This window comes from Streptomyces sp. NBC_00820 (assembly GCF_036347055.1).
GTDB lineage: Bacteria > Actinomycetota > Actinomycetes > Streptomycetales > Streptomycetaceae > Streptomyces.
In genome coordinates this window covers 7,317,642-7,331,810 of the sequence record NZ_CP108882.1, presented here as the reverse complement: position 1 = coordinate 7,331,810, position 14,169 = coordinate 7,317,642, and the positions used below count along the sequence as shown (strand labels likewise).

Sequence of the window (14,169 nt, the reverse complement as noted above, 5' to 3'; positions counted from 1 at the left end):
CTGCGTCCTGCGTCCTGCGTCAAAAAGGTGTTCGTACCAGCCATTCCCCGTCGCTGACCAGGACTTTCCTCATGGCTTTCAGGTCGCGTTCAGGTTCGCGGAGTCCATGGCAACATCTGCGCCAGAAGCCTCAAAAGCAACGGCAAAAGAAGCGGGGGGAGGCCTGTTCAGGCGTGCGAGAGTGCGGATCATGAGCACAGAGCACGTTCTCGGCCACCGGCCCCTGCGTCAGGTCCCCGCGCGGATACGCGGGAGCGCGAACAAGGTGCCCGAGGTCACCGTCTACTTCTGGATCGTCAAGGTCCTGACCACCGGGATGGGCGAGACCGCGTCCGACTTCCTGGCCCACCTGCTGGGCCCGATCCCGGCGGTCGCCGTGGGCGCCGTCGCCTTCGCGGCCTCCCTGGTCCTGCAGTTCGCCGTACGCCGGTACGTGGCCTGGATCTACTGGACGGCGATCGTGATGGTCAGCGTGTTCGGCACGATGGCCGCGGACATCCTTCACGTGGGCCTCGGTGTCCCCTACGCCGTGTCGACCCCGCTGTTCCTGATCGCCCTGGCCGCCGTCTTCGCGCTCTGGTACATGAGCGAGCGGACCCTGTCGATGCACAGCATCCGCACCCGGCGCCGTGAGTGTTTCTACTGGGCGGCCGTCCTCGCCACCTTCGCCCTCGGCACCGCCGCCGGCGACCTCACCGCCACCGTCGGCCTGGGCTACCTCGGCTCGGTCGTCCTGTTCGCCGTCGCGATCTGCGTCCCGGCCCTCGCCCACCGCGCGGGCGTGCTCGGCCCGGTGACCGGCTTCTGGACGGCGTACGTCATCACCCGCCCCCTCGGCGCCTCCACCGCCGACTGGATGGCCGTGGCACAGCAGCGCGGCGGCCTCGGTTGGGGCCTCGGCCCGGTCACCCTGGCCTGGACGGTGGCGATCCTCGGATTCGTGGGCTACCTGGCGGTGTCGCGCCGCGACACCGAGACGGCCCTGAGCACCGACTGACACAGGAGATCGTTCTTCTGTTGCCTGCCGACGAGGGCGGACGGGCCGGGATCGCGGTTCCCCAAGGCGGTCAGGATACGTTCAGGTGTGCGAGGGCACCGTTGGGTCTCATGACATATGAGCGATCCGATATCTCAGCCGTGCCCGCGGAAGGACCCACGGTGCCGTCCTCCGGTCGGCGCTCCCGCTGGAACAAGGTGCCCGAGGTCACCGTCTACTTCTGGGTCATCAAGGTGCTGTGCACGACCGTCGGGGAGACCGCCGCCGACCTGCTGAACGAGAAGGCCGGCCTGGGCCTGACCGGCGTGTCGGTGCTCATGAGCGCCCTCCTGGCCGTCGTGCTGGTGGCACAGTTCCGCACGCGTTCCTACCGCGCGGGCGTCTACTGGCTCGCGGTGGCGCTGATCAGCGTGGTGGGCACGCTGATCAGCGACAACCTCACCGACAACCTGGGCGTTCCGCTGGAGACGAGCACCGCGGTGTTCGCCGTGCTGCTCACGATCGTGTTCGCGGTCTGGTACCGGCGCGAGCGCACTCTGTCCATCCACCACATCGACACCACCGGGCGCGAGTCCTTCTACTGGCTCGCCGTCCTGTCCACCTTCGCTCTGGGCACCGCGGCCGGCGATCTGGTGTCGGAGCGCATGGCTCTGGGCTACTGGCTGTCCGCGGTCCTGTTCGCCCTGGCTATCGGGGCGGTCGCGGTCGCCCACTTCCGGCTGGGCCTGAACGCGGTGTGGAGTTTCTGGATCGCCTACATCCTGACCCGCCCGCTCGGTGCGTCGATCGGCGACTACCTCTCCCAGCCGACCGGGGACGGCGGCCTCGGCCTGGGCACCGTCGTGACCAGTGTGCTGTTCCTCGCGGTGATCCTCGGCCTGGTGGTGTACCTGGTGGTGACCCGCAAGGACGTCACCGAGCGGAAGGCGGATGCCCCACAGGCGGCCTGATCCGGCGTCCGGCAGGCGTTCAGGACGCGTTCAGGTCCGTCGTGACATCGTCGATGATCCAGTCCGCTGTCGGCGGCCGGCGCACCTGGACAAGGCGCTCGTCCGTGTTTCGGGGCGGGCGCTTTGTCGTTCCACCACACAGGAGCGGTCACGATGGACAAACCCGAGGTTCTCACCGACCTCGACGTGGCGAGCACGTCGAAGACGACCAGGTCGGTGATGAAGAAGCTGCCCGAAGTCACCCTGATCTTCTGGATCATGAAGATCGCCGCGACGACTCTGGGCGAGACGGCGGGCGACCTGTTCGCACAGACCCTGAAGCTCGGCTACTTCCTCACCACGATCGTTCTGTTCGCGGTCTTCGTGGTGACCTTGGTGGTCCAGCTTCGCTCCGGCCGCTACAACCCGTTCATCTACTGGACGGTGATTCTGTCGACCAGCATGGCCGGCACCACGATGTCCGACTTCATGAACCGCGACGCCGGCGCCAAGTACCTCTCGGGCGGCGCCACGTCCCTCGGCTGGGGTCCGCAGGGCCTCGGCCTGGGCTACCCCGTCGGAGCCGCGATCCTGGTCTCGTTCCTGCTGGCGATCTTCGCGGTCTGGAAGCTGAGCGGGATGACGTTCCAGATCCGTGACATCGTCAGCTTCCGCGGCGAGGCCCTGTTCTGGGCCGCGATCCTGGTGTCCAACACCCTCGGAACGTCGATGGGAGACTTCCTGTCCGACAGCTCCGGTCTCGGCTACGCGGGGGGCGCACTGCTGGTGACCGGGGTTCTCGCCGTGCTCGCCGCGCTGATGAGGGTTCCCGCGGTGCCGAACGTGCTGCTGTTCTGGATCGCGTTCGTGCTCACCCGTCCGCTCGGCGCGACCGCCGGCGACTTCCTCACCAAGCCCGTCGCCAAGGGTGGACTCGACCTGGGCACCATGGGTTCCTCCGCGGTCCTCCTCGTCATCCTGTTCGTCCTGATGGCCTGCGCCCAGGTACGGGAACACCGCGGCGCGACCGTCCGGGCGGAGCGGGAACAGCTCAGCCGGTGGGCAGACTGATCGTGAATCTGGCACCGGGCGTGTGTCCGGCGTCGTAGGACACCTCGCCGCCGACGGCGCGGGCCAGCCGCCGTGCGAGCGGCAGGCCCAGGCCCGCGCCGTCGTGTCCGTCATCCGGCTCGGCGCGCCGGCCGGGCTGGAACAGTTCGCCGATGAACGCCCGCGGTACGCCGGAGCCGTCGTCGACGATGTCGATCAGCACGGCACCGGGCGCACGGCGTGCGGACAGCGTCACGGTGGACCGGGCGTGGCGGACGGCGTTGGTGAGCAGAGGGCTGACGATGCGTTCGAAGAGAGCGGGGGCGACTCCCGCCTCCAGCTCCGGGGCTCCGCACTCCACCGTGGTCCTGACCGGGGACTGCCCGTCGAGGCTCTGGGCGATGCGGTCCAGGGCGGGTGGTACGTCGGTCGTTCCCGGGACGGTCGCCGGGTTGAGCGCGTTGTCGCGGGCGTCGTCGAGGAGGGTGTCGCAGATCGTACGCATGGACCGGGCCGCCTCGGCGATCACCTCGTGAGTGGCGCGCGTCTCCTCGGCGGAGCGGGGGCGGGCCCGCCACCAGTCGAGTTCGATGATGATCCGGGTGAGCGGGGTGCGCAGTTCGTGGGACAGCTCCCCGGTCAACTGCTGTTCGTGCCGCAGGGCACTGCGTATGCGGTCCAGGAGCGCGTCCAGCGAGCTGCCCAGACGGGCGAGTTCGGCCGGATGGTCCTCCGCGCCGAAACGGTCGTCGGAGCCCACGGCACTTCGCTGAGTGGCCTGGTCGGTCATGCTTCGCACCGGGCGCAACGCCCGGCCCACGGACAGCCGGGTGAGGACGTAGGTGCACGCGAGCATCACGCCGTCCAGGACCAGCGACCCCAGCAGGAGGGTGTCGGCAGTGTTCCGGTACGGGCCGAGGTCCAGGGCGGTGACGACGGTGGCGGCGTGCGCACCCGGCACGGCCAGCGAGCACAGCCGGAAGGCGTGCTGACCGCGCGTGGTCGCGCAGCCGGGCTTCCGCTGCGCGGCCAGCCGGTCGGCGGCCCGGGCCGGCGGACTGCCGGGTGCGGCGGCCGGGGGTCTCTCCAGGAGCCGGCCACCCGCGTAGATCCACACGTTCGTGTCGAGGAGCCGGTCGTTGACGGTCTCCAGGACGTGCGCCCGGGGGCCGCTGGTGTCGACGGTCGTGGCGACGGCGGCCGCCCTGCTGTGGAGTTCGTCGTCCGCCTGGTGCTGCAGGTGCCGGTTCATCACGGCGTTGAACACCACGGTCAGGACCGTCATCAGCAGCGCGGCCGTGGTGAGCGCCACCAGGGAGAGCCGTCCGCTCAGCGTGCGCGGGGCGACGCGATGCAGGAGTGCCTTCATGACAGGCGGTGTCCGAGGCCGCGCGCCGTGCTGATGGCCAGGCCGCTGCCGGCCTCGCGCAGCTTGCGCCGCAGCCGGCTCAGGTACTGGTCCAGGGTGTTGTCACTGACCTGCGCACCTTCGGGCCACCCCGCACGGACCAGGTCCCGGCGGGGCACGAGGGTGCGGTCGGCGGCGACGAGTGTGGCCAGCAGCCGGAATTCCGTGGGGGTCAGGGCGACCGGAGCACCCTGGACGGTCACGCTGTGACCCACGCCGTCCAGGGTCAGATCACCGGTGGTGGGGGCGGATCGCGAGGGGCTTCGCTTGAGTGCCGCCCGTAGCCGGGCGACGAGCTCGGCCAGGTGGAACGGCTTGGGGAGGTAGTCGTCGCCTCCGGCGGAGAACCCCGACAGCCGGTCGGTGAGCTGATGCCGGGCGGTGAGGAAGATGACCGGGGCGCGGAAGCCGTTCGCCCGCATGGCCTGGCAGACGTCGCGACCGTCGGCGTCGGGCAGCCCGATGTCCAGCACGGCTGCCGCGATGTCGGCGGTGGCCAGCCGCAGGGCGGTCGCCCCGTCGACGGCGGGAACGGGGGCGAAGCCCTCGTCGGACAGACCACGACGCAGCACGTCCCGCAGCGCGTGGTCGTCCTCGACGATCAGGATCTCGGGGCGCACGGTCCTCCCTCGGTCCTCGGGCCGGGTTCCGTGCCCGCGACGAACGAACTGGGCAGCCACCGGGCCGCCACCCGCGGACACACTCCGGCCACCCGGCGGCGGACGACCCACTGGCGACGCGACCGGTGATCCGGTCCACCCCGAGACAGGAGCTGCCCAGCCCGACCGGCACACCCCGACAGCCGGTTGCCGGCCCCAGCGGGGTCGCACCGCTCCGAGCCCACAGGGACAACGCGACAACGAGCGGTCCGACGGTGAGGACACCCGTGACCGCCGCGCCCCGAGGGGAACGCCCAGCCGCAGGCGTGCGTCGCCCAGTCCGCCTGCGGCGGCCGGACCCGGTGGACCAACTCCATCAGTCGGGCGGAACCTTCCATGCTGTCGGGCTGGGTCAGTGCGTGGAGGCCAGTGCGTGGAGGCCAGTGAATGGAGGTCAGTGAGTGTGGAGGCCAGTGTGTGGACGGCATCATCCGACTGCAGAACAGTAGACCGTCTACTTCACTGTAGACGATCGGCGGGCGAGATGCGGTTCCGATCGAAGGGGGACCCGTAGATGTCGTCCCGCCACCCGTGGTCGCTCAGCAGCTTCATCCTGGAGCGCTGGGCAGACGAGGAGGCGCCATCACAGGCCGGCGACCGGACGATCGCCGCTCGCGCGGTCGGCGGGCAGCCCTGGCATCCGCCGGAAAGCCGCGCCTCGCAGCACTCTCGGTGACAGGAGGGGCAGTCTCCCAGCCGGTACGGGCCCTGCTGACCCCACCTCCCGCGCACCGCAGCACGCCCTTCGTGGCGGGCGCGCTGCTGCTGGTCCTGTGCTGCTCGAGTCTGGCCGACGCCGCGTGGGGTCGGCGTTCGCGGCGCCCCGGCGGCAAGACGCCGCAGCCTGGCGGGTCCTCAGCATGTTGTTGAACGCGGGTGTGGGCTTCCAACAGGAGTTGCTGGCGGCCCCGCCCGTCTCGGCTACCTCAGCGGCTCGCTCAGTTCGATGGAGCGCAGAGCCGCGGCCAGGGCCGCGTCGTCGCCGATGTCGAGGGCCGTGTCGGTCAGCTTGATGACGTGTTCGTCGCCGTGCGCCAGGGCCCTTTCGAAGACCTCTTCGGGGGTGAAGGTGCCCGACGGGGTGTACGCGACCGGGGCGTCGGGTGCGTACATCGCGGTCACCGCGGCGGAGGCCGTCCAGGCGGCCCTCAGGCTCGGTACCCACAGGCTCCGCGGGAGCGCGGGCAGCGTGCGCAGGACGGCGTTGGGGGCCGTGGCCGCGTGGACCAGCATCGTCTCCTCGCCGTGGCCGTGAGTGGCGTACCGGTGGGTGGCCGCCCGCACGAGTTCGGAGAGGCGGCGGTGCGCGTCGTCCGGGTCCGTGACCGTGTCCGCCCAGACGGGCAGGCCCGTGACACGCCCGAGCCGGTCGGGGAACCCGCCGTCCCGTACGGCGATGGGCGTCACCGCGTCCAGGGCGGCGGCCGCACTGTCGGCGCCGGGCAGTCCGGCGAGGCCGGCGACGGGGTGGTGGCGGGCGGCCCAGTAGCCGAGGCCGTGGGCGAGTTCGGCCAGCCGGGGTTCGGTGCTGTCGCCGGCCAGCAGGGTACGCACGGCGTGGCCCACCCGGATCACGGGGTGCGTCGAGCCGCCGTAGAGGCCGGGCAGGAGCCGGGGCCACCACAGGGCGAGCACCTCGCGCCAGGGCCGTTCGGCGAGCTCGCGCCCGAACCAGCCGATCCAGTCGGCGGCGCGGCGCGGGTCCCCGAGCGCGGAGCGCCAGTCGGCGGAGGTGATCGGCTCGACGCCGGGCGGGAACTCCTCGAGCTTGCGTGCGTACAGGTCGAGCCAGCGGTGCACGGAGCGGGCCTGCCCGTGTACGGCGAGGGCCTCGACGGCCATCGGCGCGTGGTTGGTGAGCCGCCCGAGCCGTTCGGGTCCCGAGGCATGCAGTCGCTGGAGCGCTTCGTCGAGAGTCCCTGTCGTATCCATGGCGAGGACACTAGGCGGGGCGCCGTGACGGCGTAACGGTCCGGAGACGTAGGTCGCGACCTAGGCCGTTTGTCTCGGAACATCTCGCGGACCAGATGAAGTTGGCGGCGAGGTGCGATCGGCACAGCAGTACGGGCGCCCGGACTGCTGCGTCGAATCACGCGCGATGAAGACGCAGAGACAGGGGATGTACGGCCCCCTGCGCGCTGGGGCATCCGATAGAGGGAATGCGGCCCGGCACAGGCAACGCGCTCAGTCCGTAAGGGGAGCCATGACTCCATGACTGTTACGGCACACATCGACAGCACGCGCCCGGTGGCCACGCTCATCAACGTCTTCACCGTCGCCCCGGAACGCCAGGAGGAACTCATCGACCTCCTCACCCGCGCCACCGAGGAGACGATGAAGCATCAGCCGGGCTTCGTCTGCGCCAACTTCCACGCCTCCCTGGACGGCGAACGCGTGCTCAACTACGCGCAGTGGGAGACCGAAGAGCAGTACCGGGCGATGCTCCTCAATCCCGAGGCCCGTGTCCACATGGACGAGGCAGCCAAGATCGCCACGGACGTGCAGCCCCGCCTCTTCCACGTACGGTCGACGCACTCGCGGGGGTGATGCGGCGTCGCTCGGGCCCGGGGACGTCTCCATGACGTCTGCCTCCATGACGCCTGTCTCCATCGACGTCTGCCTCCATCGACGTCAGGCCTTGTCGCGAACAGCCGCCCGATGCCGGTGGCGCTCGGCCTCGGTGACATCAGCGGTCACCGCCCTTCCCGGCCACGACCGTCGGCCGCCGAGCGGTCGGAGCGGGTCGGATCGGGCGGGTCGGGCGGGTCGGGCGGGTCGGGCGGCCGGGCAGTCGGGGCGGGCATGCGCGGGCGTGTGCGGGCGTGCGCGGGTCGTCGTACTCAACCGGTTCGATCCGGTCCCGGCAGTGCCCGAGAGCCCCGGTCGCGAAAACGCCGTGACCGGGGCCCCAGGATCAGCTGCCGCGGATGGCACCGACCGCCGCTAGTTCCGGTACCGGAACACGATCCGGCCGCGCGTCAGGTCGTACGGCGGGAGCTCCACCAGCACCCGGTCCTCCAGCATGATCTTGATGTAGTGCTTGCGGATCTTCCCGCTGATGTGCGCGAGCACCTGGTGGCCGTTCTCGAGCTCCACGGTGAACATGGCGCTGCGCAGGCACTCGACGACCTTGCCCTCGACCTCGATGACGTTCTTGTTCTTCGTCATCGCACCAGCTCCAGGTTGCTGCTCATCGGCCGGGCGCCGATGCCCGCGAACAGCGCCGAGGCCGCCTGGTTGGACTCGTGGACTTCGACCGAGGCCACGGCGAACCCGGAGCGGTGCAGCGTCCCCAGCGCGTGGGCCAGCAGCGCCCGCGCGATGCCGCGGCGCTGCTCGTCGGCCCGGACCGCGACCAGCCCGATCCGCGGCCGCCTCACCGTCACCACCCGGATCAGCCCCAGGTAGCGGTCCGGCGCCGCGGCCACCGCGTACTTCGACGGGTCGACGATGGTGTCGCCTTCGGGGCGGGCAATCACCTCCGCGGGCATCGACTGCCACCCGACGGTCGCCTCGACCTCGTCACGGATCGTGCGGTCCACCGCCCGCAGCAGACTCTCGTCCGCCTGACCGGCCGGCACGATCGTCACGCCGGAAGGCGGCTGCACCGCTTCGAGCCCGGTGACCCGCGGATCGGTCGGTACGACGTACTCCCACTCGCGGCGCCGGACGGTGAACCCGGCCCGCTGCCAACAGGCCGTCAGCTCGGCGTCGGCTTCGTCGACCACCGTGTACAGCGGTGCCGGCAGCTCGGCCAGCATCGCCTCGGCGAGCCGGTCGAAGGCGGCATCGTGCCAGGCGTCGATGCTGACGAACAGGCGTCCGTCGGGCCGGTGCTCCGCATGCCCGCGGCCGACCACCAAGTCGTCATCCAGTGCGTGCCATTGCCTGTCCGCGACGCGCGTGATCACTACCGCGTTCTCGCTCAGGCCAGATCTGAAAGGCTTCGTGTTCATCGGAGTCTCCTTCGGAGTGCCTCGATCTCAGGCGCTCCTGGCGACACCGAACGTCAGCCGCCGGACCGTGACGGATCGAGGGAGCACCCACGGGTAACTGTGTTCACGGGGCTCACCTCCATACGACGATTTCACGGTCCACCGCGAAAGTAGCAGCGGGGCGCCGCCTCGCTCAAACCATTTCCCCGAGCCGATGTCGGGCGGGATGCCGTCGACGGGGTCGATGGTCTGGGTGGCGTCGGCGGAATCGAGGCTCTGGGTGGCGTCGTCGACGTCGGCGGCGGTCGTGACCACAGCTCCAGCGGGAGGAGTTGCCAGGCGCTCCTCAGCGGCACGCGCGCGAACTTCACATGGAATCAATCGGCACCGCGGTCCGACAGTCGGACCCATGCGCCGCCCTGCGGGACCGTCCAGGGTCGGATCCTGCGGAAAGTCAGCACGGCCAGAGCAGCGAGAGCGATGACCCACGTGACGGAGGACCCCCAGAACAGAGCCGGGCACGCGAAGGCGAAGCCGCAGGCGATCAGAGTGAACGTGACCACGGCGAGTCCCATCACCGTGAACACGAGCGAGGGTCGTCGTACCCGTCGGACGATCGGTGGGGTGATCCACATGAGCTGCTGGGCGCGAATTCGCCGGGCAAGTGCCGCGTCGCTGCCCAGCGTCTCCTCCATCTCCGCGAGTATGCGGCGTTCTCGGACGGAGAGGTGGATCTCGTTCACGGCAAGCACCTTCTCCTTCTCCGGCTCCGCCGGTCCACGCGCCGGCCGTCCCGCTGACCGGAGTCCAAGGTCATACATCTTTGCCTTCCCCTTGGCCGGCAGCCTTGGATGCATCGCAGACGCCTGAATCCTCCCGGTCCGGGCCCCTGTGCCATTCATGCCGTGTGGTGACACCGCGCCACCTGCGGGTGGTCTGGTCCCGGTCGGCTCATGTCCGTGAACTTTCCGCCTTGTGGAGCTCGGCGGTGAACTGCGCTCCGGCCAGCAGCGCGAGGTTGGACAGCCAGAGCCAGATGAGGAAGACGACGACGCCGGCGAGTGAGCCGTACAGGCGGCTGTAGGTGCCGAGCAGGGACGCGTACACGGCGAAGCCCGCGGAGACGATCAGCCACAGGGCGGCGGCCAGGGCGCCGCCGGGCAGGCTGTGGCCGCGCCGGCGGGCCGGTGGCGGACCCGTGTGGAAGACGACGACCACGAGTACGGCCACCAGCGATGTCAGCAGCGGCCAGCGGATGAGGCCCCAGACCAGCGGCACGCTGCCGTCCGCGTGCAGCAGCCGTCCGATCGCCTCGACGACGGGTCCGCTCAGCATCAGCACCAGGGCGCTGACAAGCAGCAGCGCGAGCAGGACGAGCGCTGTTCCGACGATGCGGTGGGCCGTGCGCCACGGGGAGCGGCGGTCGGGGATGCGGTACATGTGGTGCAGCGCGCGGCGGAAGACGGCGAGGTAACTGCACGCCGACCACAGTGCGCTGGCGAAGCCGCCGGTGAGCAGGGTCCAGGCCGTGGAGCGTCGCGGGACCATGCGGGCGAGCGCGTCGTGCAGTTCGGGACCGGACTGGGCGGGGGCGTAGTGGGTGACGCGGGCGACGAACTCCTGGGCGGTGCCCGGGCTGATCAGCCCGAAGGCGAGCACGGTGACGAGCAGGGCCGGCAGGACCGTCAGGATGGCGTAGTAGGTGAGTGCGGCCGCGTAGTCGGTGATGTCATCGTTCCACATCGTCACGGGCGTCCTGCGCAGGGCGGACCACCAGGTACGTGCGGGGCCGGTCAGGGCGTGGCGGGTGCTGTCGCACTCGGGCGTGCGGGAGTCAGCGGACACGCGACATCCCGTGGGGACGGCTGCTGAAGCGGACGCGGACGTCCAGAGCGTACGGGGCGAGCAGGTGATCGGCTTCGGTCAGGATGTTCTTCAGGGATTCGGTCACAGCATCGGGGGGCACGTCCGGAGCCAACCACACGCGCGGGGCCGGGCGCACGTGCCGGTGACCGGCGTGGGCGGGCGCGCGTGCCGGTGACCGGCGTGGGCGGACGCGCGTGCCGGTGACGGGCGGCGGGCGGCGGGCGGCGGGCGGCGGGCGGTCGTGGACGGGCACGAACGACCCGAAGGCGCCGAAGCCGCCGAAGCAATCCCGCGAACGCCGGCACCACACCGGACCTGCCCGCCCCGGCCGACCGCGTCCGCGCGGATGTCCAGCGGGCGGCCTGCTCGGGGGTGATTCGGGCACGCCGGGTGCTCAGGAACGGCCGACAGGAACCTCGGACCGAGGATCGTGCGCGTCGACGTACACATCACCGACCGGACCGCCGTCACCCTGTACCTGGCCGACGCCCAGGCCGCCGAGACGGCACACGTCACCGTCACGGTGACCGGCGTCGTGTGACCCGGCCGGCACACCTCCCGCCTCCGCGGCGCCGCCCGCCCGGGGAAGTGGGCATCACCGCAGGTCGGGCCCGGTCAACGGGTGGTCGGTGACTATTCCCCGCCGATCCATCGGATTGCCGATGCCGGGCATCGGTTTCTCCATTGGTCATGCCTCGGCGGCGGGTCTACGTTCGAGGACATCGCCGCACTGACGATCTGGATCCGAAGCGTCAGCGTTCGCAGAACGTCGGAGTGCGTGTTCCCCATCCCCGGGCCGCAGGCCCGCCCCTTTGGAGTGAGACCATGTCGAAGATCCTCTTCGTGATGACCGGCGCCGACCACTGGACGCTCGCGGACGGCACCGAGCACCCCACCGGCTTCTGGGCCGAAGAGGCCGTCGCGCCCTACGAGGCGTTCAAGGCCGCCGGCCACGAGATCGTCGTCGCCACCCCCGGCGGCGTCGTACCCACCGTGGACAAGGGCAGCCTGGCCCCCGAGGTCAACGGCGGTCAGGAGGGCGCCGACAGGATCGCCGCCGCTCTCGCCACCTTCTCCGAGCTCGAGAACCCGGTCCGGCTGGAGGACGTGAACCCGGCCGACCACGACGCCGTCTTCTACCCCGGCGGCCACGGCCCGATGGAGGACCTCGCCGTGAACGAGACCTCCGGCAAGCTCCTCGTCGACGTCCTCGGCTCCGGCAAGCCGCTCGCGATCGTCTGCCACGCGCCGGCCGCGCTCCTCGCCGCCACGCACGCCGACGGCTCGAACGCCTTCGCCGGCTACAAGGTCGCCGCCTTCACCAACGCCGAGGAGACCCAGGCCGGCTTCGCCGACAAGGCCAAGTGGCTGCTGGAGAACCGGCTCGTCGAGGCGGGCGTCGACGTCCAGGTGGGCGAGCCGTGGGCCCCGAACGTGGTCGTCGACCGCAACCTCGTCACCGGCCAGAACCCGGCCTCCTCCGCCCCGCTCGCGGCCGAGGTCCTCAAGAAGCTGGCCTGACCATGAGTGCGGACCGGCTCGAAGAGGTCCTCGACGCCACCTACGACTGCCTCACCCGGTACGGCGTACGGCGCACCACGATGGACGACATCGCCACCACCATGGGCGTGTCCCGGTCCGCGGTCTACCAGTACGTCCGCGGCAAGGACGACGCCTGCCGCCGGCTCGCCGCCCGCCTGCACGACCAGGCCCTGGAGCGGGCCCGGCGGGCGGCGGCCGAGGAACTCCCCCACGCCGAGCGCGTCCAGGGCGTCCTCGCCGCCAAGCTGGGACTCGTCCTCGAACTGAACGGCGCGTCCCCGCACACCACCGAACTCATCGACCACAAGGCTCGGTTGTTCGGCGGGATCTGCACCGCCTTCACCGGCGACCTGCGCCGGCTGCTCATCGGCCTCTTCCGGGAAGCGGGTACCACCGTCGGTGTGGAGCCCGCCGAGGCCGCGGACATCTGCCTCGCCCTGGTGACCGGTCTCGAATCCGTCACCGACGGCGAACGTCTCCTCCGCCCCGCCACGCAGGCGCTGCTGGCCGGCCTCCTGAGCACTCCGTTCGACGCGGGCCGCTGATCGTCCCCCGTGCGCTCGGCCCCTGACTCACGCACGGGGATCGCCTCGGCGGACCAGTCACGCGGCCCCTCAACGGAACGGCTTACGCGGCACGACTCACGGGAACGGCTTACGCGGACCGGTCACGCGGACCACGCGCGGGAACGGCTTACGCGGACCGGTCACGCGGACCACGCGCGGGAACAGCTCACGCGGACCGGTCCCCCCGTCCAGGCCGGCCCCGCCACTCCCCACCCCGCCCCACCACGCCCGGCCGCAGGAGAATGGATACGCTTCCCGCGTGGCACCTACGAACTCCGGCGACGCGGCACCGGTGTCGCCCTCCGGCACCGCTCCCCTGTCGGACCTGAACCTGCTGCGCACCTTCCTGGAGGTCTACCGCTCCGGTTCCTTCACGGCTGCCGCCGGGCCCCTGGGACTCTCGCAGTCCACGGTGACCGCTCAGATCCGTTCCCTGGAGCGCCAGACGGGCCGCGAACTGTTCGAACGCCTGCCGCGCGGCGTCGCCCCGACGCCCGTCGCCCACGACCTCGCGGCCCGCGTCGCCGCCCCTCTCGACGCGCTCGCCGCCGCGAGCGGGCACGACGACTCACCTGGCGTACGGGCGCTGCCCGTCCACTTGGCCGGCCCCGCCGAACTCCTCTGTACGCGGGTTCTGCCCGCCCTCGCCCCACTGGTCGCCGAAGGCGTACGACTGCGGGTCGCACCGGGTCTGACCGCCCCCCTCCTCGAGGAGCTGCGCGCCGGCCGCCACGACCTGGCCATCGCCACCTTCCGCCCACGCGGGCGGACCCTGGTCGCCGTACCGCTGATGGACGAGGAGTTCGTCCTCGTGGCCGCCCCGGTCTGGGCCGACCGCGTCAAGGAACGTCTTGCCGAGGAAGGTCCGGGGGCGCTGCACACCGTCCCCCTGGTCACGTACGCCGAGGACGTGCCGATCGCGCGCCGCTACTGGCGCCACGTCTTCGGCGCCCGGCTGTCCTGCCCCGCCGCCGTCACCGTCCCCGACCTGCGTGGAGTCCTCGCGGCGGTCACCGCGGGAGCGGGCTTCACGGTCCTGCCGCGCTATCTCTGCCAGGCCGAACTCGCCTCCGGTGCCCTCGTCCTCCTGCACGAACCCGACGACCCGCCCATCAACACCGGCTATCTCGTCCAACGCCCCGGCCGCCCGGACAACCCCGACGTCACCCGAGTCCGCGACGCGCTGATCGACGCGGGCCGCACTTGGTGACAGTTGG

General features: G+C 71.0%; 16 protein-coding genes. 7 read left to right on the top strand and 9 right to left on the bottom strand.

Annotated elements, in window-relative coordinates; translation table 11 throughout:
• Positions 1-190: 190 nt before the first annotated feature.
• From OIB37_RS32710 to OIB37_RS32700, 3 genes are all read left to right on the top strand, one after another.
• Entirely contained in the window at positions 191-997 is an 807-nt protein-coding gene (locus OIB37_RS32710) for a COG4705 family protein (RefSeq protein ID WP_330461214.1), read from the top strand.
• A 110-nt stretch (positions 998-1,107) separates the two neighbouring features.
• Positions 1,108-1,947: a COG4705 family protein gene (locus tag OIB37_RS32705; protein ID WP_330461213.1), complete on the top strand. Its 840-nt coding sequence runs from the start codon at positions 1,108-1,110 to the stop codon at positions 1,945-1,947.
• A gap of 153 nt (positions 1,948-2,100) precedes the next feature.
• Entirely contained in the window at positions 2,101-2,997 is an 897-nt protein-coding gene (locus tag OIB37_RS32700; protein WP_330461212.1) for a COG4705 family protein, read from the top strand.
• Here the strand turns inward: OIB37_RS32700 and OIB37_RS32695 are convergent.
• The 3 genes from OIB37_RS32695 to OIB37_RS32685 all read right to left on the bottom strand — a co-directional run bounded on the left by OIB37_RS32695 (position 2,978) and on the right by OIB37_RS32685 (position 6,975).
• Entirely contained in the window at positions 2,978-4,345 is a 1,368-nt protein-coding gene (locus tag OIB37_RS32695; protein ID WP_330461211.1) for a sensor histidine kinase, read from the bottom strand. The genes OIB37_RS32700 and OIB37_RS32695 overlap by 20 nt on opposite strands.
• Positions 4,342-5,004: a response regulator transcription factor gene (locus OIB37_RS32690; RefSeq protein ID WP_330461210.1), complete on the bottom strand. Its 663-nt coding sequence runs from the start codon at positions 5,002-5,004 to the stop codon at positions 4,342-4,344. Before OIB37_RS32690 ends, OIB37_RS32695 begins: the two co-directional genes overlap by 4 nt.
• A 960-nt stretch (positions 5,005-5,964) precedes the next feature.
• Positions 5,965-6,975 (bottom strand): questin oxidase family protein, encoded by a 1,011-nt coding sequence (locus OIB37_RS32685; protein ID WP_330461209.1) that lies wholly within the window; start codon positions 6,973-6,975, stop codon positions 5,965-5,967.
• A gap of 279 nt (positions 6,976-7,254) precedes the next feature.
• Between OIB37_RS32685 and OIB37_RS32680 the strand changes: the two genes are divergently transcribed.
• Positions 7,255-7,590 (top strand): antibiotic biosynthesis monooxygenase family protein, encoded by a 336-nt coding sequence (locus OIB37_RS32680; RefSeq protein ID WP_330461208.1) that lies wholly within the window; start codon positions 7,255-7,257, stop codon positions 7,588-7,590.
• Between the two features lie 396 nt (positions 7,591-7,986).
• Here the strand turns inward: OIB37_RS32680 and infA are convergent, their stop codons facing one another.
• The 6 genes from infA to OIB37_RS32650 form a co-directional block, all read right to left on the bottom strand.
• Positions 7,987-8,211, bottom strand: coding sequence for a translation initiation factor IF-1 (gene infA, locus OIB37_RS32675; protein WP_004936508.1), 225 nt, complete (start codon positions 8,209-8,211; stop codon positions 7,987-7,989).
• On the bottom strand, positions 8,208-8,999 hold the full coding sequence (locus OIB37_RS32670) for a GNAT family N-acetyltransferase (protein ID WP_330461207.1): 792 nt from the start codon (positions 8,997-8,999) through the stop codon (positions 8,208-8,210). The genes infA and OIB37_RS32670 overlap by 4 nt, the downstream gene beginning before the upstream one ends.
• A gap of 27 nt (positions 9,000-9,026) precedes the next feature.
• Positions 9,027-9,293 (bottom strand): hypothetical protein, encoded by a 267-nt coding sequence (locus OIB37_RS32665; protein ID WP_330461206.1) that lies wholly within the window; start codon positions 9,291-9,293, stop codon positions 9,027-9,029.
• 62 nt (positions 9,294-9,355) lie between these two features.
• Positions 9,356-9,721, bottom strand: a complete 366-nt coding sequence (locus tag OIB37_RS32660; protein WP_330461205.1) for a DUF3040 domain-containing protein — start codon at positions 9,719-9,721, stop codon at positions 9,356-9,358.
• 208 nt (positions 9,722-9,929) lie between these two features.
• Positions 9,930-10,823 (bottom strand): YihY/virulence factor BrkB family protein, encoded by an 894-nt coding sequence (locus OIB37_RS32655; protein WP_443058233.1) that lies wholly within the window; start codon positions 10,821-10,823, stop codon positions 9,930-9,932.
• Positions 10,813-10,944 carry a hypothetical protein gene (locus OIB37_RS32650; RefSeq protein WP_330461204.1) on the bottom strand — a complete coding sequence of 44 codons (132 nt, stop codon included), beginning with the start codon at positions 10,942-10,944 and terminating at the stop codon, positions 10,813-10,815. The genes OIB37_RS32655 and OIB37_RS32650 overlap by 11 nt, the downstream gene beginning before the upstream one ends.
• Before the next feature lie 725 nt (positions 10,945-11,669).
• Between OIB37_RS32650 and OIB37_RS32645 the strand changes: the two genes are divergently transcribed.
• The 3 genes from OIB37_RS32645 (at position 11,670) to OIB37_RS32635 (ending at position 14,162) form a co-directional block, all read left to right on the top strand.
• Complete coding sequence (locus OIB37_RS32645; protein ID WP_330461203.1) at positions 11,670-12,365, top strand: type 1 glutamine amidotransferase domain-containing protein; 696 nt, start codon at positions 11,670-11,672, stop codon at positions 12,363-12,365.
• A gap of 2 nt (positions 12,366-12,367) precedes the next feature.
• Positions 12,368-12,931: a TetR/AcrR family transcriptional regulator gene (locus OIB37_RS32640; protein ID WP_330461202.1), complete on the top strand. Its 564-nt coding sequence runs from the start codon at positions 12,368-12,370 to the stop codon at positions 12,929-12,931.
• 280 nt (positions 12,932-13,211) lie between these two features.
• Positions 13,212-14,162 carry a LysR family transcriptional regulator gene (locus OIB37_RS32635; protein WP_330461201.1) on the top strand — a complete coding sequence of 317 codons (951 nt, stop codon included), beginning with the start codon at positions 13,212-13,214 and terminating at the stop codon, positions 14,160-14,162.
• Positions 14,163-14,169: the final 7 nt, after the last annotated feature.

Coding starts and splice junctions, on each gene's coding strand:
- OIB37_RS32685 (WP_330461209.1), bottom strand. CDS start 6,975: ATGGATACGACAGGGACTCTCGACGAAGCGCTCCAGCGACTGCATGCC.
- OIB37_RS32705 (WP_330461213.1), top strand. CDS start 1,108: ATGACATATGAGCGATCCGATATCTCAGCCGTGCCCGCGGAAGGACCC.
- OIB37_RS32645 (WP_330461203.1), top strand. CDS start 11,670: ATGTCGAAGATCCTCTTCGTGATGACCGGCGCCGACCACTGGACGCTC.
- OIB37_RS32710 (WP_330461214.1), top strand. CDS start 191: ATGAGCACAGAGCACGTTCTCGGCCACCGGCCCCTGCGTCAGGTCCCC.
- OIB37_RS32640 (WP_330461202.1), top strand. CDS start 12,368: ATGAGTGCGGACCGGCTCGAAGAGGTCCTCGACGCCACCTACGACTGC.
- infA (WP_004936508.1), bottom strand. CDS start 8,211: ATGACGAAGAACAAGAACGTCATCGAGGTCGAGGGCAAGGTCGTCGAG.
- OIB37_RS32670 (WP_330461207.1), bottom strand. CDS start 8,999: ATGAACACGAAGCCTTTCAGATCTGGCCTGAGCGAGAACGCGGTAGTG.
- OIB37_RS32680 (WP_330461208.1), top strand. CDS start 7,255: ATGACTGTTACGGCACACATCGACAGCACGCGCCCGGTGGCCACGCTC.
- OIB37_RS32695 (WP_330461211.1), bottom strand. CDS start 4,345: ATGAAGGCACTCCTGCATCGCGTCGCCCCGCGCACGCTGAGCGGACGG.
- OIB37_RS32700 (WP_330461212.1), top strand. CDS start 2,101: ATGGACAAACCCGAGGTTCTCACCGACCTCGACGTGGCGAGCACGTCG.